Source organism: Euzebyella saccharophila (assembly GCF_014855495.1).
Taxonomy (GTDB): domain Bacteria; phylum Bacteroidota; class Bacteroidia; order Flavobacteriales; family Flavobacteriaceae; genus Euzebyella; species Euzebyella saccharophila.
Genome location: NZ_JACYFJ010000004.1, coordinates 346,824 through 367,946, shown reverse-complemented (window position 1 = coordinate 367,946; position 21,123 = coordinate 346,824). Strand labels below are relative to the sequence as shown.

The 21,123-nt window shown below is 40.1% G+C and carries 17 protein-coding genes; 7 read left to right on the top strand and 10 right to left on the bottom strand.

From position 1 onward, the window contains the following. Nucleotides 1-2: 2 nt before the first annotated feature. The 6 genes from IL355_RS14200 to kdsA form a co-directional block, all read right to left on the bottom strand. Nucleotides 3-1,988 (bottom strand): DUF3857 domain-containing protein, encoded by a 1,986-nt coding sequence (locus IL355_RS14200; RefSeq protein ID WP_192462778.1) that lies wholly within the window; start codon nucleotides 1,986-1,988, stop codon nucleotides 3-5. A 121-nt stretch (nucleotides 1,989-2,109) separates the two neighbouring features. Continuing rightward, entirely contained in the window at nucleotides 2,110-3,657 is a 1,548-nt protein-coding gene (locus IL355_RS14195) for a PepSY-associated TM helix domain-containing protein (RefSeq protein ID WP_192462776.1), read from the bottom strand. Continuing rightward, nucleotides 3,654-3,941 (bottom strand): hypothetical protein, encoded by a 288-nt coding sequence (locus tag IL355_RS14190; RefSeq protein WP_192462774.1) that lies wholly within the window; start codon nucleotides 3,939-3,941, stop codon nucleotides 3,654-3,656. Before IL355_RS14190 ends, IL355_RS14195 begins: the two co-directional genes overlap by 4 nt. Next, nucleotides 3,941-4,273 carry a DUF3325 family protein gene (locus tag IL355_RS14185; RefSeq protein WP_192462772.1) on the bottom strand — a complete coding sequence of 111 codons (333 nt, stop codon included), beginning with the start codon at nucleotides 4,271-4,273 and terminating at the stop codon, nucleotides 3,941-3,943. Before IL355_RS14185 ends, IL355_RS14190 begins: the two co-directional genes overlap by 1 nt. Nucleotides 4,274-4,339: 66 nt before the next feature. After that, on the bottom strand, nucleotides 4,340-6,658 hold the full coding sequence (locus tag IL355_RS14180; RefSeq protein ID WP_192462771.1) for a TonB-dependent siderophore receptor: 2,319 nt from the start codon (nucleotides 6,656-6,658) through the stop codon (nucleotides 4,340-4,342). 136 nt (nucleotides 6,659-6,794) lie between these two features. Next, on the bottom strand, nucleotides 6,795-7,613 hold the full coding sequence (gene kdsA, locus IL355_RS14175) for a 3-deoxy-8-phosphooctulonate synthase (RefSeq protein ID WP_192462769.1): 819 nt from the start codon (nucleotides 7,611-7,613) through the stop codon (nucleotides 6,795-6,797). 138 nt (nucleotides 7,614-7,751) lie between these two features. On the opposite strand from kdsA, the gene IL355_RS14170 reads away from it, so the two are divergent. The 5 genes from IL355_RS14170 to IL355_RS14150 all read left to right on the top strand — a co-directional run bounded on the left by IL355_RS14170 (nucleotide 7,752) and on the right by IL355_RS14150 (nucleotide 12,126). Continuing rightward, nucleotides 7,752-8,054 (top strand): hypothetical protein, encoded by a 303-nt coding sequence (locus IL355_RS14170; protein WP_192462767.1) that lies wholly within the window; start codon nucleotides 7,752-7,754, stop codon nucleotides 8,052-8,054. 15 nt (nucleotides 8,055-8,069) lie between these two features. Then, entirely contained in the window at nucleotides 8,070-8,294 is a 225-nt protein-coding gene (locus IL355_RS14165) for a hypothetical protein (protein WP_192462766.1), read from the top strand. Between the two features lie 114 nt (nucleotides 8,295-8,408). Beyond that, entirely contained in the window at nucleotides 8,409-10,208 is a 1,800-nt protein-coding gene (typA, locus tag IL355_RS14160; RefSeq protein ID WP_192462765.1) for a translational GTPase TypA, read from the top strand. A gap of 188 nt (nucleotides 10,209-10,396) precedes the next feature. Next, the gene (locus tag IL355_RS14155) at nucleotides 10,397-11,185 is read left to right on the top strand and encodes an SDR family NAD(P)-dependent oxidoreductase (RefSeq protein WP_192462764.1); all 789 of its coding nucleotides are present in this window, start codon (nucleotides 10,397-10,399) and stop codon (nucleotides 11,183-11,185) included. Between the two features lie 41 nt (nucleotides 11,186-11,226). Beyond that, nucleotides 11,227-12,126 carry a hypothetical protein gene (locus IL355_RS14150; RefSeq protein ID WP_192462763.1) on the top strand — a complete coding sequence of 300 codons (900 nt, stop codon included), beginning with the start codon at nucleotides 11,227-11,229 and terminating at the stop codon, nucleotides 12,124-12,126. Here the strand turns inward: IL355_RS14150 and ppgK are convergent. The 4 genes from ppgK to IL355_RS14130 form a co-directional block, all read right to left on the bottom strand. Then, nucleotides 12,123-12,872: a polyphosphate--glucose phosphotransferase gene (gene ppgK, locus IL355_RS14145; RefSeq protein ID WP_187457098.1), complete on the bottom strand. Its 750-nt coding sequence runs from the start codon at nucleotides 12,870-12,872 to the stop codon at nucleotides 12,123-12,125. The two genes, IL355_RS14150 and ppgK, sit on opposite strands and share 4 nt — an antisense overlap. A gap of 75 nt (nucleotides 12,873-12,947) precedes the next feature. Continuing rightward, the gene (locus IL355_RS14140) at nucleotides 12,948-14,423 is read right to left on the bottom strand and encodes a sulfatase (RefSeq protein WP_192462762.1); all 1,476 of its coding nucleotides are present in this window, start codon (nucleotides 14,421-14,423) and stop codon (nucleotides 12,948-12,950) included. Nucleotides 14,424-14,464: 41 nt separating this feature from the next. Next, a complete protein-coding gene (locus tag IL355_RS19380; protein ID WP_192462761.1) occupies nucleotides 14,465-15,280 on the bottom strand; it encodes an NUDIX hydrolase in 816 nt (271 codons plus the stop codon). A gap of 9 nt (nucleotides 15,281-15,289) precedes the next feature. Next, nucleotides 15,290-15,973, bottom strand: a complete 684-nt coding sequence (locus IL355_RS14130; RefSeq protein ID WP_192462760.1) for a cell division ATP-binding protein FtsE — start codon at nucleotides 15,971-15,973, stop codon at nucleotides 15,290-15,292. Nucleotides 15,974-16,206: 233 nt separating this feature from the next. On the opposite strand from IL355_RS14130, the gene IL355_RS14125 reads away from it, so the two are divergent. Together IL355_RS14125 and IL355_RS14120 are read left to right on the top strand one after the other, a co-directional pair. Further along, nucleotides 16,207-19,230, top strand: coding sequence for a tetratricopeptide repeat protein (locus IL355_RS14125; protein ID WP_192462759.1), 3,024 nt, complete (start codon nucleotides 16,207-16,209; stop codon nucleotides 19,228-19,230). A 58-nt stretch (nucleotides 19,231-19,288) separates the two neighbouring features. Continuing rightward, a complete protein-coding gene (locus IL355_RS14120) occupies nucleotides 19,289-21,061 on the top strand; it encodes a TonB-dependent receptor (RefSeq protein WP_225621250.1) in 1,773 nt (590 codons plus the stop codon). Nucleotides 21,062-21,123: the final 62 nt, after the last annotated feature.

The following is a 21,123-nucleotide window of genomic DNA, read 5'->3' as shown; positions in this document are numbered from 1 at the left end:
CCTTATTGACTAGTGTTACTTATGGTCGTCTTTTTAAGTACAACCAATGAATTGCTTTGAATATCAATGGCTTTGGCAAAAAGTTCTTTTATGGCTTTGTAATCCTTGGGAGACAAAAGGCTATTGCGCACTAAAAGGGTAAAATTAATTCCAATCTGTGTGGGTGATTTCAAAGGGGTGAAATCCAGTATTAAATCGCTTTCGCCAACGGTTACACGATTCTTTTTTGGTAAATCCACTACTTCGTAACCTTCCGGGATGTTAAGAGCCCAGTTGTATTTATAGGTCCGATTATAACCAAAGTCTATAGGATAATTTCGTTCTGCAAGGCTAAAAGGATTTTCCTTGTAAAAGACGCTGTGAAATGGGTTGATGTATAGCATCTTGGAATTTAAATCACCTTCAGTTTGAAAATGGATGCGCTCCATGGTTTTATTTTCGGTACTCAGGTCTTCATTAAGTTCATATTCGGTAATTTCAAAATCGCCAAAGGCATCTTTTTCCAAATAATTTAAATACGCCTGTTCATTGGTGTCCGCTAATTTTTTGTAAGTGTTCAAGGCAAAATAACCATGAGCTGTTTTATCCATGATTCCGGAAAGGAGATTATTCTCCATATCTAAATTTACGCTAGCCCTGACCTGTAAAACATTGTTGCTGCCAGGCACAATTTTTGCCCAATAACTATCATTTTTAAAATCCATGACCCTGCCATAATGGTTGAGGGTTTTGAAAGGAAGCATACCAAAAGGCATATATTTATCCGTGGCATCCAATAGAAATACTTGATCATCTATTTTTAGGTAGGCCAAGCAGTAATTGAAATCTGACATTACCGGGTGGGTCTGCTTGGGGAGTCCGGCTTCTCGAGTAGACAATAGCATTAGATTGGTTGGTAGGCCTGCCGAGTTTAACAAATTGATCAAGGCCATATTTATTTCACTGGCGCTTCCAGAATTGTTTTCAAAGGCGTCCTTTACCCTGGCTTTTCCGTAAACTCCGTACTTACCGTTCCATGTATAATGGGACCGTACAAATTTGTAGATGTTTTGAGCCTTTGTCAACGGGTCCTTCTCTAGAAATAGTGCTTCGGGAACATGTTTTTCAAAAAAATTGTTTTTGGTTAATTGGCGCCCTATATCCTTGTCACTTTTAAACTCTTTATCAACGTCTTCCCAAGATTGGGTGTATTTATCTACAACACCATCAAATCTGTTGTGTTTGGCCAATTCAAAATCTAAGCGCGATTTATAGTTTCTTTCAGAAAGCATAAACTCCTTTTCACTTTTAAATGCAGGAACGTCTTTCATGGAATATTTTAGTACCTCACAATCTGCAATTTGGGAATAGCCTGGTACCTCAAAACAGTTTTTCTTGATGCTCGCATCATTTGTGTCTAATGTTAAGTTTCCAATAAGGGTTCTGTTGTAGACATAATTGCCAGGTATTTGGGCATTGTATTCACTATGTAATTTTGGAATATCAGATTGAAAATCCCAGCCAGTGAGATTGAAGAAAAATGGAGAAATAATTTTATAGGAATATTCTAAAATACAGCCTTCTTCTAGTTTAGGGAAGGTAAATGTCTGTTCTTTCCAAAATTCATTTAAATTGTTTTTGAAAAACTCTGATGCCCTAACGGGATATTTTATTCCATTTAGGTGGGTTACCGCTTTAATTTTATCAATTTTTTCTTCGGAGGTTTTCCCTTTGTACAGAGGAATGGAAATGGTTCCTTGGTCAAAGCCCCTTTTATCTAAAACTTTTATTTTAACATGGTACTCCTTTATCAATCTAATGTAGTTGTCAACAACCTTAAAATAATTGTTGCCCTTTTCATATAATACCACTGCAAAGGCGCTGGAATCTTTTTCGTAGATTTTTAGGTTTCTCTCTGCTTGAGTGAGTTTACCGAATTCATCTGTTTGAGAAAAAGCGTTGAAGGAGATGAGTAAGAAGAGGAAGCTAAAAATTCTTAACTGTACCATGGAGTGTCTTTAGGTCTCCAATCTAACTTAAAGAATAAAGGGGGCTAAACAAATTCGTTCATCGGAAGAAATTAGGGGTAGGATGTTGCCAACTTAGCATGAAAGTTATGATTGATGTTATTTATTGAGATTGCTTAGGTTTTCCTTTAAAATAAACTACCCAAATGCAAATGCCTCCAATAAATAAGAACAGTAAATCGATAAAAAGTACCTCGGTAAAGCCTTTAGGGTAGCTTATCCAAGGCCAGAGTCCGGTTGTAAAGCCATTGCATAAAGGCACCAGGATACATAAGATTCCCCCGGAAATGAGACAGTATTTATTGGTAAAGTTGATGTTCTTTTTAAGGGTAAAGAAAAGACTCGCTACTAACCAACTTAAGAAATAGACTTTGTAAATAAACCCTTTTTCAGCGCCCCAAATTTTTACCGCACAAAAGCTTACCGCCGTAACCGGAAGCATGCTCAAACAAATGGCCATATAAACATTGGCGACCTGATTGTTGAATCTTCTTCTTTTTATGGGAATATGCTTTTTATTGCGGGCAACCATCCAAATCATGATTCCCGAAAGAATTACAATACACGAGATTAGACCTAACCAGAAAGAAACGATTCTCAGGCCCAGTCCGCCGTAATCGCCTAAGTGCAACCGAAACAATACGTTTTTGACCCCATCCAAATAGCGGTTGTTTTCTATGGGAATGCGTTCATCAATCAGTTTTTGATCCCTTACCCGGTAAATTCGGTAACCGGTACCGTTGAACTTGGAAGCATAGTTGAGATGACCACTCAATGCGACATGCATATTAGCATCATTATAATTAAAGATGTGTACTTCCGCAAGATGAAAATTTTCCCAATCTTCAAGTGTTTTATCAATAAATTGATTAACCGCAGGTTCATTTTCTAGCGGTTGGTAGCTGTAGTCAAACTTCGGATGGGTGTATTCCAAATCTTCAAAAAGAGCGTTTTGGTCGCCGTCGTACAGAGTCATAACGGTGGGTAGCATAAGTATACCTTTTAAAAGAAAGAAGGCCCCGGTGACTGCATAAACAAATTGAAAGGGAAATCCTATGAGTCCTAAAGCGGTATGGGCATCGGTCCATAGCGTTTTAAGTTTTGCCCAGGGCCTAAAAACAAAAAAATTGCTTACTATTTTGTCCCAATGGATCCATAGGCCGGTAAGTAGGGCAAATAGAAAAAAGAGGGCTACAAAGCCAGATAGATACCTGCCATATGGGTAGGGAATCTGGTCTAGAAAGTGTAATCTGTAGAGAAACTCGCCCAAGCCGTAGTTGGTGGCGTAGGTGGACTTTGATAAATCTTTGGTGTCAAGGTAAAAATTCTTTCTTTCTTGAGCCTGTTGCGGAGCCAAGGAATCTTTTGAGGCCGTTAAATGGATGTTGATATTTCTTTCGTTGTAATATCTAGAAATTTCGATTTCTCGGCCTTGGAGTTCGTTATCTAACGATATGTGCCTCAGGTAACTATCGATATCCATTGGAATCCGGTCTGTACTCTCCGCATGATGACCTCTTTCCCACATGGCTATTTCATCCCTGAAAAAAGAAAAAGAACCTGCAAAGAAAATTACATATAGGGCTACACTAATAACGATACCACTTACTGTGTGGGTGTGAAAAAGTATATTGTAAATTCTTCGTTTCATGACGGCAATCCTAAGTAGGTGATTAGTGAAAATATGAGAGTTACTAAGAGGTAAATGCCCCAAATCTTTAATCCGTTTTTAGCCATAAAGGCCAACATCATCAGAACAACCCAAAGAATAAAGGCTGTAAAAGTGCTAGTAATGATTACGGTTACTTGGTCAAACCAGACGGCTAGGGCAAAATGAAAGCTAAGGGTGACCAATAGTCCTCCAAAAATAGCGGCAGTAATTGTTGCCAATCGATGACTGAATTTTGGATTGAGATATTTAGGGTTGGCCGGCATTATAGAAACAGGTTTTCAGTTATTATAAGCAAGGTCAGACCAAGTAAAAGAGGCAACGGGCGCAGTATTTCTAGAGGAGCAAGAAGGATAATCGTGCTGGCAACGGTCATTAAGAGAATGATAAAGATGAAAATTCCGGAACCCCAACCTAACTGCTGTGTACAGATGATAAGGGCCAAAAGAAGTACGAACAAGCCCATACATTTGAGAGATACCCGATGTCTACCCACATATTTTTGAATTAATTCGGAGTTGTTCTTACTTGTTTTTGCCGAGGTCAAATAGTATAGGTAAAAACCTATAAAAATGAGAAGGGTTGAGATGATCCACATAAAATAGTAATGGTTAGCCTTCCCCAGAAATTTTTCTTCTGGGGAAGTAACTAACTAAGATTAGGATTAAAAGGAATAAGCTACGGTCACTCTACCGTTAATCCCCGGTTCTGATTGCCAGTAGATATAACTTCCGTAGTTGGCCCCAGCATAGAGGTATTCGTCAAGTATATTGTTTACGTTTACTTGTACACGGAACTTATTATTGTGCCATGAAAGGGCTCCATCCATTCGAAAGTAGTTGGGTAAATCTGATTGGTTATCGGCGGCCCAGGCCCACGTACTTCGGTCAACTTGGTATTGGTAGCCCAATGAAATGCCAAAACCCTTCAATTGGGTTTTGGGCGCAAAGGCATAATTCAACCAGCCATTGCTTACGTGTTTGGCATGACCGGCGACTAGGTTGCCAGATTTGTCCTCTACATTGGTATTGGCGTAGTTCAAAATAAGGTTTAAACCGGGAGTAATTTCCCCTTGCATATCAAATTCAATTCCTTTTGATTCAATTTCGCCTGAATAGATGCTGAAATTATCATTGGGAAAGGCAGGGTCGCTTACCAATATTTTGTTCTTGTTTATTTTGTAAACTCCCAAAGAAGCACGCAAACGTCCGTCAAAGAAATTGCCCTTTATTCCTCCTTCAACGTCCTTGCCGTTTACAGGGTCGTTCAAAACTTCTCCCTCTGAGCTAAAACCACTTTGTGGAAGGAACGATTCATCATAAAGTGCAAAAACGGTCAGGTATGGAATAATATCGGCACTTAAACCAACTCTGGGCGTTACCACATTATTTGTTTCAGTTTGACCAAGGGAATAGAGATTGGAGTATCTGCCGGCAAGGGTCAATCTAATCTTTTGGTCTAAGAAGCCTAGCTCATCCTGTGCATAGTAAGATCTTAAGATACTCGAGCCATAAGGGTTTCCACCGTTTCTCTCTTGCACTGGAACACTTCTGTCAAAGTTAGTGTCCGGACTATCCGTATAAACGGGATTAAAAACATTGAACGGAACCGTGGTATCAACATTGGAAAGCGCATTCCAATCCGCCCAATATCGTTTATCGCTGTAATCAAAACCACCCATTATTTTATGGTTGATTCCAAAGGTGTTGAACTCCCCATTTACGTACAGTTGGGCATATTTACCCCTGGAGAGGGCATCCCATTGGGATGTGTAGCGAACGGCATCCCCATTTTCGGCCATGGAAATGAGCCACGTGGAATTTCCGGTTTGATCATACCTTAAATACGCCAGTTGTCCGTGAATGCTCCATTTATCTGAAAATTCATGGTCAACATTGGTAAAAAAAGTAACTTCTTGAATATCCGTAACCGGGTAATCGTTATTGGTGAATTTAAAGTCTCTGGGAAGGCTGGCGTAACCGGCACTTGCGGGTGCAAAAACGTAGGCAGAACCTAGGTACGACTCGGCTTGCTGCAAATTGGCTTCCGTAGTTATGGAAGTCTTATCGGAAAATTTATAGGTGAGCGAAGGTGCAATACCGTACCTAGCGGCGTCTTCGTTTCCGCGGTGACTGTCCGAAGTTTGATACATGGCATTGAACCTACCTAAAAGTTTGCCATTGTCCGTTAACTTGCCGCCCACATCCACGGTTCCTCTATAAAAATCGAAACTACCGGCAGAAACCGAGGCATTCGCTATAAATTCTTCGGTCGGCTTTTTGGTTACGACATTATAGAAACCTCCAGGCTCACCGGCGGCCATCATAAATCCTGCCGGGCCTTTTACAAATTCTATTCGTTCAACCGTATTCATGTCCTCCGCTAGTGGTCCCCATGAATCCTGTACGTTTACGCCGTTTCTAAAGGCAGGTAAACGAAAGCCGCGCATGTTGATCCTGGCAAAATTTCCCCAATGTTCTAGCATGGTCACACCGCTCACGTTACGGGTAAGTCCGTCCATAATTGTGGTCACTTGTTGGTCCTGTAATAGATTTTTTCCAATGACCTGGATGTTTTGAGGTAGTTTGACCAATTCAGTTTTTAACCGAAGGGATTGTGAAGGTTCGCGCTCTAAAAACTTGTCTTGGTGGCCTTCCACGATGACTTCGTTCAGTTGTTCTTGCTTTTCGGTAAGTACTACATCGGGTATTTGGGTGATACCGCTGGGGTTTAGGGTTATCGACTTACTTTCGCTAGTATAGCCAATGGAAGAAAAGATTAAAGTGATTGATTTCTTATTACCAGTGGCAAGGTTGTATGCCCCGTTTTCGTCCGTGGTCGTCCCATTTGTAGAATTTTGAATCAATACCGTGGCATAGGGTATGGGCTGGTTGTTTTGGTCAATTACAGTACCTTGAATAGTATTCTCTTGCGCATAGCTAAAGGCAGCTAAAAAGAAAAAGGGTAGAAGAATGTTTTTCATTAATTGCATTATATTTATTTGGTTTAATTCTAAATAACAATACAAATGTATACCCTAAATCGAATTATCAAAAATTATTTAGAATAATTATAAATAAAAAGTTTAAACGGATTGATTTCTAGCGTATTGCTGATTTCTACAGGGAATTGATGGTCGTTCTAATGGCTGTCAAGTCGGTTAAAAGTTTTTCTAGAAGGCTAATATCAAGCATATTAGCACCATCGCTTTTGGCATTGGCAGGGTCAAAGTGGGTCTCCATAAAAATGCCGTCTACCCCGGCAGCAATACCGGCGCGGGCCATGGTGCCGATTAAGGCGGGTCTTCCTCCCGTAACACCAGAAGTCTGATTGGGTTGTTGTAGGGAGTGTGTAACATCTAAAACCACTGGAGCGTATTGCTTCATGGTGGGTATGCCCCTAAAGTCAACGATCATATCTTGATAGCCGAACATGGTACCTCGATCGGTAATCCAGACATTTTCGTTACCGGAATCGGTCACTTTGGTCACCGCATGTTTCATGCTTTCCGGAGACATGAACTGTCCTTTTTTTAGATTGACTACTTTTCCGGTTTCGGCGGCGGCTACCACTAAATCCGTTTGTCGTACTAAAAATGCAGGAATCTGTAAAACATCTACATATTCCGCGGCCATGGAAGCATCCGATATTTCATGAATGTCCGTAATGGTAGGTACTTCAAAGGTTTCGGAAACCTTCTTTAAAATTTTCAATGCTTTTTCGTCTCCAATTCCCGTAAAAGAATCAACCCTACTGCGGTTGGCTTTTTTGAAACTTCCCTTAAAAACATAGGGTATTTTAAGCTTATCGGTTACCGAAACAATTTTCTCGGCAATACGTAAGGCCATTTCCTCTCCCTCAATTGCACAGGGGCCTGATAAAAGAAAGAAATTATTGCTGTTGGCGTGTTTTATCTGAGGAATATTTTGAAGTTGCATAGTTGAAATTTGTACAAAGATACTATTTAAAAGAGCTATTTTATAAGAGTAAAGATGGAATGAAATTATTTCTAATATGCCAAAGCGATTGGCGCAATAATTGGTAAGGCCATATTGGAAATTATATATCTTCACTTCATGAAAAAAACAATACTATTGGCACTTTTTGTAAGTGCTTTTTTTACTTCTCAGGCCCAGACCGATAAACAGGTAGAAAAGGGTTTGCTAAAGGTCAATGCTCTTCTACCTGGTGCTTCTTATGAATTGGGCCTTGGCGATAAAACTACCTTGAACTTTGATATCGCCTTGGTGCTAGGTGGGGGTACCGACTATTACGGTGATCCAGAATTTGGACTTTTTGTAGCTGGGCAAGCCGAGTTCAGGTATTTTACCAATTTTGATAGGCGCCTATCAAAAGGAAAAAATATTGAGGGTAATTAGGGTAACTACCTAGCCTTGAACAATCAAATACTGATTGGAAATCCTTTGCTCGGCACCTATTATTTGGATTATACCTATAACCATATTGTAGCCATAACCTATGGCATTCAGCGCACTAGGCCCAAAGGCTTTTATTGGAATATTTCTTTTGGTCCCGGTGTAGGTATTAGTGAATCCGATTTTGGACCTGCTGCCATGATAGATGTAAAACTGGGTTGGGTGGTTAAAAAGATTCGATAAATTAACACTCTCAAAATCAATCACATAAAAATAACATCAACTTCGTTGAAGACTAGAAAATTAGCAGTATCTTTGCGCGCTCAAAAGAGGGCTGTACCCTTTTAATTTTTTATTATGTCTACAACAAAGAATATTGCGATTATCGCGCACGTTGACCACGGTAAAACCACCCTGGTAGACAAAATTATGTACCATTGTCAGTTGTTCCGTGAAAACGAAAATACTGGAGACTTGATCCTGGATAACAACGACTTGGAAAGGGAACGAGGTATTACCATTACTTCTAAGAACGTTTCCGTAGTTTATAAGGATACAAAAATCAACATCATAGATACGCCCGGTCACGCCGATTTTGGCGGAGAGGTGGAGCGTGTACTTAATATGGCCGATGGCGTATTATTGTTGGTAGATGCTTTTGAAGGCCCTATGCCCCAAACGCGTTTTGTGTTGCAAAAGGCTATAGATTTAGGTCTTAAGCCTTGTGTGGTCATAAATAAGGTGGACAAAGAGAATTGTACGCCCGAGGAGGTTCATGAGAAGGTTTTTGATTTGATGTTTGAGTTGGGTGCCGAAGAATGGCAGTTGGATTTTCCTGTGGTCTATGGTTCTGCCAAGAACAATTGGATGAGTGAGGATTGGAAAAAAGAAACGAAGAATATTGAACCTCTGTTGGATATGGTAATTGAACATATTCCAACTTTTAAGCCTACCGAAGGTAATACACAGTTATTGATTACCTCTCTTGACTTCTCTTCCTTTACGGGAAGGATTGCCATTGGCAGATTGCAAAGGGGTAGCCTTAAAGAAGGTCAGCAAGTTTCTTTGATAAAGAGAAACGGGTCTATTGTAAAGTCCAAGATTAAGGAACTCTTTGTTTTTGAAGGATTGGGTAGAAAGAAAGTAGAGACCGTTGAAGTTGGTGATATTTGTGCCATTGTTGGTATGGATGGTTTTGAAATTGGAGATACCGTTGCCGATATTGAAAACCCTGAGCAACTACAGACCATAGCCATTGATGAGCCTACCATGAGTATGTTGTTTACCATCAATGATAGTCCTTTCTTTGGTAAGGACGGTAAGTTCGTAACCTCAAGACACATTAAGGAACGTTTGGAGAAAGAGTTGGAAAAGAACTTGGCGTTACGGGTGAAAGAAACGGACAGTGCCGATAAATTTTTGGTATTTGGTCGTGGGGTTCTTCATCTTTCCGTATTGATCGAAACCATGCGTAGAGAAGGGTATGAACTTCAGATAGGTCAACCGCAGGTAATTATTAAGGAGGTTGACGGTGTTAAGTGTGAGCCTGTTGAGCAATTGACCATTGACTTGCCCGAGGAAGTTTCCGGAAAGGCGGTGGAAATGGTATCTATCCGTAAAGGAGAAATGGTTAGTATGGAAACCAAGGGTACCCGTATGATCTGCGAATTTATTATTCCTTCCAGAGGTATCATAGGTCTTAGAAACCAATTGCTAACCGCAACGGCCGGGGAGGCTATTATGTCCCATAGATTTATTGAGTACCAACCTTTAAAGGGGGATATTGCAGGAAGGATCAATGGCTCATTGGTATCCATGGAAACAGGTACGGCTATCCCTTACTCTATAGATAAGCTGCAGGAGCGTGGTAAGTTCTTTATCGATCCAGGAGAAAATATCTATGAAGGTCAGGTTATTGGAGAAAACTCTCGCCAAGATGATATGACGGTAAATGTTACAAAAACCAAAAAACTTTCCAACGTACGTTCAGCAGGTGCTGATGATAAGGCGAAGATTGTACCTGCGATCAAGTTCTCTTTGGAAGAGGCTTTGGAATACATCCAAAAAGATGAATATGTTGAGGTAACCCCTAATCACCTAAGATTGAGAAAGGTGTTTTTAAAGGAGGTTGACCGGAAACGGAATAAAATTGCTTAAAAGAGGAAAGCCCTGATTTTATCGGGGCTTTTTCTTTTTAAAATATAGTTAAATCCTTGCCAATAATTCAAAATCAAAGTGGGAATTTTTGCACTTTGATAATTCTTAAAACAGGAAGAATTATTTAGTTCATCTTGCTCCAGATTATATCTACCTTAAAGCTGTCAACTTAACTCAAATTGAATAATATGCAGCTTAAAGGAAAAAAAGTTCTCATTACCGGAGGGTCTAGGGGAATAGGAAAATGTATGATTACTGAACTCGTAAAACATGGGGTTCAGGATATTGCGGTCATAGGTAGAGATAAGGATAGTCTCAAGGCACTTCGCGAAGAATTTGAATCGGTAAATTTTTTATTCGTTAGGGGAGATGTTGGGGATATCAACGCCCTTAGGGAAATATCGTCCAAAGTAGAGGATGAATGGGGTTCTTTGGATGTTTTGATCAACAATGCTGGAGTAGTTTCTGCGGGACCTTTGGATGAGCAATCCGATGAAGATATCTACGATCAAATAGCTGTCAACCTTACGGCAGTGGTAGTGATAACTAAGTACTGTATTCCTATTTTAAAGAGGTCCGATGATGCGGCTATCTTAAATGTATCTTCTGGATTGGGACTTATAGGTATGCCTTTCTACTCTGTGTATGCTAGTACGAAGGCAGCGGTAAGACAGTTTTCGGATGCTATCAGAAGGGAATTGGAGCCTGATCATATTTCGGTTACTTGTGTGTATCCTGCAGCTACGGATACGGATATGATGACTACTTCCAAGGCGCAAAATATGGATACTCCCGAGCATGTTGCCGAAAAATCGATAGATGGTCTGATCAATAAAAAACTTCATGTAATTTTTGGAGGGGAAGAACGACTACAAGAGAGTAAATTGAATTTTGAAAGCCCCGAAAAGTTGGATGCCAAAATTGCCGAGAGCTACGATGAAAGGCGAGAGGCTAGTTTAGAGCATAAATCCATGTAGTTTACTTTTTCTGGGGTCATAACCTTTTGAATAAAATCACTTTGAAAAACACACTATGGGCCATACCTGTGCTAGGCTTTCTAATTTTTGCAGGTTGTAATTCCGAAAAGAAAAAATCAGAAACTGGTAGTACCATGACCCAGGTACAAGAAGATAAACAAGTAGGTTCCGTTCCAGAAAAATGGATTGAAAATAGGGTTGAAAAAGCCAAAGCCCGATTGTCTTCAACACCGGCAGGAAAGGTTGTTTGGCAGGCTATGGAAGCCCATGGGGGATTAAAAAAATGGTTTTCCAACGGAGCTCTCTCCATGAGGTTCAATTATCAACCCTTGGATGATAAACCTGTAAGGGATAGTTATCAAACTATTGATACGTGGAGAAACAGGGCCAAGCATACGAGTGTTGAGGACTCTACGGCACGTTTTGGTTGGACAGGGGAAAAGGCTTGGATAAAAGCAAAAGATAGCACCGCTTTTGCCTATGATACCAAATTTTGGGCATTAACACCTTTATACCTAATGGGCCACCCATTTGTTTTGGACGGTGAGGGCGTAAATCTAGAGCTACTTTCACAGGCACAATACCAAGGAAAGACCAATGATGTTGTAAAAGTTACCTTTGAGGCCGGTACCGGAGATGCTCCCGATGATTACTATATATTGCATTTTGATGCCGAAAGTCATTTGATTACGGCAGTGAGGTACATTGTTTCCTACCCTGAATATTTTAAAGATGGAGGACACAATCCTGAAAAATTTATGGAAGTAGAAAAATTGGTAAATGTAGAAGGAATTTTACTTCCTAGCGGATTTAAGACCCATTGGACGAAAGATGGACTTCCCGGGGAATACATCACTAAAATTGATATAAGTGAAATGCATTTTGATGCTACTCTTTCCAAGGATTATTTTGAAATGCCAGAAGATGCCAAAAGCCTTTAATCTATAGGGATATTGTGCATGGCTGCGGCAGCGGCTCCAATAATACCTGCATGGTTTTGAAGCTGTGCAGGTCTTACAGGGGTTTCTATCTTAATATACTTTTTAAATTCGTCAAAATCCTTGGATGCACCGCCTCCCAATAAAATTAAGTCTGGGGCAACCAGTAATTCTACATATTTCAAGAACTTATTAAACCTTTTGCCCCATTTTTTATAAGATAACCCTTCTCTGTCCTTTGCGGAACCAGCTGCCCAAGTTTCTATTTTCTTGTAGCTTTTATATGGAATTTGGCCCAACTCAAAATTGGGAATCAACCTTCCATCAAGAAAAGCGCCACTACCAAGGCCCGTTCCAATGGTTATCATAATTACCAAACCTTCCTCTCCTTTGCCAATTCCGTAGGTCATACAGGCATAACCTGCAATATCGGCATCGTTTACCACCGTAAAATCCAGACCTGTACGCTCCTCAAATAATTTTTCTACATTGACGCCTAACCAACTTGGGTCCAAATTACCGGGAGACTTGCAAATTCCTTTTTTGATAATAGTTGGAAACCCACAACCTACTTTTCCTTTGTAATTAAAGTGTGCCGTAATTTGAGCAATGACATCTGCCATTGCCTCAGGAGTGCGCGATGGGGGCGTAGGAATGCGGAAGCGTTCAGTTGTCATTTCGCCGGTTTCTATATTGACCATACCGCCTTTTATTCCTGAACCACCTACATCTATTCCTAATATTTCCATTATGCTTTATTCTATTTGGATGGCAAATTAACAAAAACTTTTGATAGAAAATAACCTTTTGGAGTCAATGCCAGTCTAATTGATGTTATCGTACAAACCCGTGTTTCCCTGTGATAAAATGGGCATCAACCTATCTACTATTTTAGGACTTTCTTCGGCAATATTGATACTTTCATTTTGGCTTTGGGTGTGATCGTATAATTCAATTACCGGTTTCTGTCCCCTATAATATTTGGTCAATCTGTATTTTGGGGTTCTAAGCGTTATTCCATTTTTAAAGTAACTATAGGCGTAGGGTTGGTTCCAGTTTTTTTTGCCTCTGAGCAGAGGTATCAAACTCATGCCGTCCAAAGTTGTTTTTGGCTTCAATTGAGCTATTTCAAGGATGGTGGGATAAATGTCAACACTTTCAACTATTTGGTCGATTCTATTGGGTTGGCTTTCTATTGAAGGCTCTTTAATAATTAGGGTGCTTTTTAGGGCATTTTCAAAAAGGGTATGTTTTCCCCACATGCGCTGGTCTCCCAAGTGCCAACCATGATCGCCCCAAATAATGATTACCGTATTCTTGTCCAAACCGGATGCTTTTAATTCCTTTAACACCTTTCCTATTTGTGCATCCGTATAGCTTACTGCAGCTAGATAGGCGTGCCTGATTTTTTTGGCATAGGTTTCGGAAACCGGTTGTTCCAAATATGCTTTTTCCTCTCCCAGGGCATACTGGTTAAATTCTCCGTTGTTGTTGTAACTTGATAAATGCACGTTTTTTAGCAAGTGCGGATTATCGGAAACTTTAATTTTGTCTCTGTCATAAAGGTCCCAGTACTTTTTGGGGGCATTAAAGGGAAGGTGGGGCTTAAAAAAGCCAACCCCTAAAAAAAAGGGCTGTTTGGAGTTTTTTAGTTCTTTTAATTTTGAAACGGCGAGGTTGGCCGTGAGTCCGTCTGGATATCCCTCATCATCAGTATTTCCGGCTTCATAGGGTTTTACTTGTTTTTTTAGGCTTTGTCTATTTTCGCCATTGGCATACGCAAAAAAGGCGTTCCACCCGGTGGACCATTTTCCGGCGTCAAAATGCATTTCACACCAACTATGGGGAAGCTCTCTTTGGTTGGAAGGTTCTTCTTCATATTCGTATAGATACCCATCTGCCGAGTGAGCTATTTTACCAATGCCAACGGTATGATAACCGGATGTCTTTAATTGATGGATAAAACTTTCAGGAACATCGGTTTCCGGTTTGTCAGAAATTTCCTTTTCAATAGCCCTATTGCTCAGATGCACTTTTTTATAGGGTCTCCTACCGGTTAAAATGGAATGTCTTGATGCGCCACAGGTAGGTACCTGTACATAATGATGGGTAAATAGCGAACCAGCATTGGCTAAAGCATCCAAATTTGGGGTAATGGCCTGTGAGCCTTCATGTACGCCCAGTTCATTCCGTAAATCGTCTACGGCTATAAAAAGTATGTTGGGCTTTTCTTGTGATTGGCAAGGCAACCAAAAAATGAAAAATAGAAATGTTAGGATTTTTGAGAGGTAATCGTGCATGGTCTTTTGGATTGAAAGCCAAAAGGTACTAAAAAGAAAATCTAAATAAGGTCTCCGTTTTCTTGAAGAACATCAAAAATTAGGGTGTCTACCTCTGAAACCTTTTCGCGGTCTTCATATCCTAGCCATGCTATTTCCTCAATTTTATCATGAGGTTTTAGGTCTCCTAAATAATTGGCGGCATAGCAAGTCATTCTAACCAGTATTCCGGGTTTGTACCCATCTGCCTGCGCTTCAAAAATACCTACAAAATTCATGGTTGGCAGTTCAATTTCAACGTTGAGCACTTCTTGAATTTCCCTATGTAGGGTTTGTGCATCGGATTCACCCTTTTTTCTATTTCCTCCCGGAATATAAAATTTATCCCGGCCTGTATTTCTGGTCACCAGTATCTTTCCGTCCACAATATGTATCCATGCAAGTTTATCGATGATATTGGCAGTAGGTTCAATATAGTAGTCTATGGAGTTTAGACTGTGGTTGGGGTCAATGATGTCCAATATTTTATCAATGAAGCGTCCCTGCCACGTAAGGGTTCCTAATTTTTTGTTTCTGCCCAGGGCACTGGAAATGGTCTCGTCCCTATTCCCAAATTTATAACCGCCGGGCTTCATCCAAAGTAGATTGAGCAGGTGTTGCATGAGAACGTTGCCCAATTGATCCACTGAAATGGCTATTTTAAGAAAGAACTCCCCGGTGCCCTTAAAACCTTGTTTAAAGAGGGAATGAAGAATGCCATAAACGAAACCTAAAGGACCGGTTATGAGGATAAGCACTATGGAAATAATAAAAAGGAGCGCGCCAATGAATGGATGTACCTTTTTGTCCGTCGTATAGGTGCGTTTTTTTAGAATCATCTTGGATTTTTATACGGCTCTCTGTACCACCTCAAAGATTTTGTTTCCGTCGCATTTGAGGGTTTTGGACGGATATTTAAGAATGAGTGCATAATCATGGGTAGCCATTAAAATAGACCTGCCGGCCTTGTGAATTTCTTGGAGCACTTTCATTACTTCAACGCTGGTCTGGGGGTCAAGGTTGCCCGTAGGCTCGTCTGCAAGAATAAGCTCAGGGTCATTTAAAAGGGCACGGGCAATGGCTACCCGTTGCTGTTCCCCACCTGATAGTTCATGCGGAAATTTAAAACCTTTTGTTTTCATTCCCACTTTACCCAATACATCTTCAATTTTTTGCTGCATCTTGGGCTTGTCCTTCCAACCGGTAGCCTTTAAAACAAAAAACAGATTATTATTAATGTTTCTATCCGGCAAGAGTTTAAAATCCTGAAAGACAATTCCGATTTTTCTTCTCAAATACGGAATTTCTTTTTCCCTAAGTTTTTTCAAGTCAAAACCCACTATGTTTCCCGTTCCTTTTTTTAAGGGTAAATCTCCATAAAGGGTTTTCATAAAGCTACTTTTACCGCTTCCGGTCTTTCCGATAAGGTATACGAATTCACCTTTTTGAACATCCAGGTTCACTTCATTTAGTACAAGGCTGTCTTTTTGAAAAATAGAGGCATCTTTTAGCTCTAAAATAGTTTCCGACATAGTTGGGGCGCAATATTTTACTTTGAATAAGTATTTGACCTAGGATATTTTAAATTTTGTTTAGAAACCCGGGCCAACTGTTTTTGTTGATATAAAAGTAATAAGTGAATGTTAAACCCATAGGGAGTCTTCTAAAAAACTTTTTCTTTTGTTAGGTTTTATTTAATAGACCAAATATACTTTGGTACAATATTCGCCGTTATTAAAATTAATAATAAGGTTAGTTGAACACTATGCTGAAAAGAATCACCGCTATGGTTCCCGTCTTCTTGGGGGCTGTTTTCCTATGCTCTGCCCAAGAGACAAAAATCTATACACACGATCAAAAGGAATATCAAGATGCGTTGGCACTGTACCACAATGAGCAGTACCAAGCGGCCCAATCTATTTTTTCAAGGGTAAAAGAGTCTACCAATGACCTGGAAACCAAGGCCAATAGTGCGTATTACGAGGCCAATGCTGCGGTACGTTTAAACCAATTGGGTGCCGATAGGCTAATGGAAGATTTTGTGGAAAAGTACCCAACATCAACCAAAAGAAATTCTGCTTTTGCAGACGTGGCGGAATATTATTTTGAAACAGGAAAATATCCATATGCCCTTAAATGGTACAACAAGGTGGACCAAGGAGCACTTTCCAGAAAGGAAATGGACAAGTTCAATTTTAATTATGGTTATTCCCTTTTTTCCAGCGGAAAACAAAAGGAAGCGGAACGCTACTTGCAAAAAGTAGAAAATTCGCAGGTGTACGGCTCACAGGCAAAATATTACCAAGGTTATATTGCGTATCAGCAAGATGATTATGAAACGGCCAATCAAAGGTTTGATGAAATTAAAGATCCTGAAATTCTGGAGGAGAAGATGGACTACTACCAAGCCGATATGAATTTTAAGCTTGGTAAGTTTGAAGAAGCTATTGCTTTGGCCAAAAGACAACTTGCCAAAGGTGACCGCAATGAGAAATCTGAACTTTCCAAAATAATAGGGGAAAGTTATTTTAATTTGGGTCAGTATGCCAATGCTATTCCATATTTGGAGGATTATAAAGGCAAAAGGGGTAAATGGAACAATACTGATTTTTATCTCCTAGGATACTCTTATTATAAACAAGGCGATTATGTCAATGCCATTCAGCAGTTCAATAAAATAATTGATGGTACCAATAGTGTGTCTCAAAACGCCTACTACCATTTGGCGGAATGTTATCTAAAGCTCGATAAAAAACAAGAGGCTTTAAATGCCTTTAGAAACGCTTCACAGATGGATTTCTCCCCGGAAATACAGAAGGACGCCAATTTAAATTACGCACGTTTAAGCTACGAAGTGGGCAATGCCTATGAACCCGTTCCACAGGTAATCACAGACTACTTGTCCAAATATCCAAATGATAGCCATACAGAAGAAATGCAAAATCTATTGGTAGACTCTTACATCACCTCAAAAAACTTTGAAGGTGCCATGGCATTGTTGGAGAAGAATAAAAACTATGCCAGTAAAGAGACCTATCAAAAGGTGGCTTATTATAGAGGACTGGAATTATTCATGAACGATGAATATGCTGCTGCGGCTCAAAACTTTCAAAAGTCACTGGACAATGCCGAAAATTCACTTTTCAAGGCCAGGGCCAGTTATTGGAAGGCCGAGGCAGAATATCTTTTGAACAATTACAACGCGGCCCTAAGTGATTATTTGGATTTTAAGTCCAATCCATCGGCCCAAAACACGGAAGAGTTCAAGGATTTGAGTTACAATCTGGCCTACACTTATTTTAAACTTAAGGACTATGGGAATGCTATTGGTAGTTTTTCGGATTTCACTAGTCAAAATACAAGCAACACCCAAAAGCTGTATGACGGGTATTTAAGACTTGGAGATAGCTATTTCGTGACCAGTAAATATTGGCCTGCCATAGAAACCTACAACAAAGCACTCGCCCTTACCGGACCGGAAAAGGATTACGCGGCATACCAAAAGGCTATCAGTTACGGTTTTGTGGACAGAAGGGATTCCAAAATTGAAGAACTACGCTCCTTTGTATCAAAATATTCACGGTCTACACTAAAGGACGATGCCCTTTTTGAGTTGGCTAACACCTTGGTTTCTGCGGGGCAGGAGCAACAAGGGTTACAAACTTATGACCGTATGATCAATGAATTTAAAGGCAGTTCTTTGGTGCCACAGGCAATGATGAGACAAGGTTTGGTACACTACAATGCCAATAGAAATGATCAGGCATTAAGCAAGTTCAAGTCTGTAGTTCATAATTTCCCCAATACCCAAGAAGCTATTCAGGCGGTTTCCACTGCTAAGTTGATCTATGTGGATATGGGCAGGGTGGATGAGTATGCACAATGGGTTAAGGGAATTGATTTCATTGAAGTTACGGACTCTGAGTTGGACAATGCAACATTTGAATCGGCCGATAAACAGAATCTAGAAGGAAAGAAGGATGCGGCCATTAAAGGATATGAAAAATATATAGAACAGTTTCCTAACGGACTTAATTCGGTAAAGGCGAATTTTAATTTGGCACAACTATATTTTGCCAAGGGAGATAAGGAAAAAGCTTTACCGTACTATCAATTTGTGGCCGATAAATCTGGTAGTGAGTATGCGGAACAATCCTTGACAAGGGTCTGCGAAATATTGATCGGCAAACAGGACTATGCTACGGCTTTGCCTTATTTGCAACGTTTGGAAGCACAGGCGGACATTCAGCAAAACCGAACCTTTGCGCAATCTAACTTGATGAAGGGGTATTATGAGCAAAAGGATTATAATAAAACACTTCAATATGCAGAAAAAGTGCTGGCCACACCAAGTATTGATAATAGGATAAAGAGTGATGCGCATATAATGATTGCGCGCTCGGCGATTGCAACGGGTAATGAGGCCAAAGCCAAATCAGCTTATGCAACCGTGCTAACCATTGCTACAGGTGCTACCGCTGCGGAGGCATTGTATTATGATGCCTATTTCAAAAATCAGGATCAGGACTATGAAGCTTCCAATATTTCGATTCAGAAGTTGGCCAAGGATTATTCAAGTTATAAGGAATGGGGCGGAAAAGGATTGATTATTATGGCCAAAAACTTTTACGCATTGGGAGACGCTTATCAAGCCACTTATATTCTGGATAGTGTAATCACGAACTTTAGCCAATTTCCGGAAGTGGTAACCGAGGCAAAAAGTGAACTATCTATTATCAAGGCCAAGGAGGCACAAAGTAATTCATCCGTAAGAACAGATGGGCAGTAATAGGAAAATTACAACGGTGAGTTTAGTATCGGATATGAAAATTGAAAAGAGAACATTAATGAGAGAATATAAAATGCGTAAGCCCTTTGGTTTATTAATACTACTTTTTTTAGGTGGCTTACAGATAGTATCCGCTCAAGAAGAGGAAGAAACGGATGATATTGGTACAGAAACGGTAACTGTAACCAAGGCGTATACCCCTACCATTTCGGACGCTTTTAAAATAAAGTCGGTTCCAAACATGAACGATTCTATCGTTTTACAAAAAAAGAAAATAGAGTATAGTATTTTTTCAGTGCCTGTTGCTTCTACGTTTACCCCGGCAAAAGGGAAAGCCAACGCGGTGAAAAAAACGCCTCCACCGGTACTTTATAACTCATATGCGTCTGCAGGAGGTGGAAATCCTGCTAATGTAATGGGCAAATTTTATACTAGTAGAACCATTGATAGAGAATCTGGATATACCATAGGCTTGGACCATAATTCTTCTCGTGGCGACATAGACGGTACGGCGTTGGACAATATTTTTTCCAATACAAAATTGGACGCTAGCTATAGTAAGAGAGATCGTGATTTTAACTGGGGAGTAGATTTTGATGCCCAGCATCAATTATATAATTGGTACGGTATTGAAAATGGTGCGTTTACTGAAACAGAGGTGAATTCAATTGATGAACGGCAAAATTATTACACAGCAGGCCTTACTGGTAAAATTTCAATGGAAGATGCCTATTTTGAAGATGCCAAATTGCACTACAGACGTTTTTGGGACGCTGTCAAATCTGGAGAAAACAGGGCTGTTTTAGACGCAGGTTTGGCGTTTCCCATAGCAGAGGAAGAACTCGGGATTAGGGCCAAGGTGGATTTTGTGAACGGTACATTTGAAAATTCCAGCCTAAACAACGAGAATAACGAACCGGGTATAAATTACAGTAATTTGCAGGTGGGTCTAAACCCAAACCTAAGGATGTTGGCGGAAGGTTTGGTCCTTAACTTGGGGGTAAAATTGGTGTACGGTCTGGATTTGGAGAACAGTGATAGCAATTTTTATATATATCCTGCGGTAACGGCTTCTTATAACTTATTGGATGAATTGGCCATTGTGTATGGTGGGGTTGAAGGAGAGCTTAACCAAAACTCCTATTACGGTCTGGTAGGTGATAATCCTTACGTATCCCCAACCCTTACTATTCAGCCAACGGATAAGCAATATGATGGGTATTTAGGTTTGAAGGGGCAACTGCTGCCTAATTTAAGTTATAACGTAAAAGCTTCCTATACAGCAGAAAATAGAAAACCCCTGTATATGTTGAATCCACAGAATACCGTTCGCACGGATGAAAAGGGCTATTATTATGGCAATTCTTTCCATGTTTTTTATGACGATGTAAAAACCATTGGTGTTTTTGGCGAGTTGAACGTGGATGTAAACAGGAATTTTACTTTGGGTGTAAATGCGGAATATTTTAATTATAGTACCGAAACAGATAACCCCGCATGGAACCTTCCTGAACTTACCTGCTCCTTATTTATGGATTACCAAATTGGGGAGAAATGGTTTGCTGGTGCCAACCTATTTTATGTTGGAAGTAGAGAGGACCTGGCTTCTATAGCTAATTCTTCCGGGATTCCTTCTTCATTTACTTCAGAAATAGTGGAGTTGGATTCCTTTTTTGATGCCAATGCGCATATTGGTTATAGGTGGACCGATCAGTGGTCTTTCTTCTTAAAAGCGGCCAACATAGCCAATAACAACTATTTAAGATGGGCAAATTATCCCGTTCAAGGATTGCAGATTATGGGTGGGGCTACCTATAAATTTGATTTGTAATAACAAGTATATTTAGTTAGTCAACCGATTTTTATAGGTGCTCGTCTATCCGAGAGGAAGAT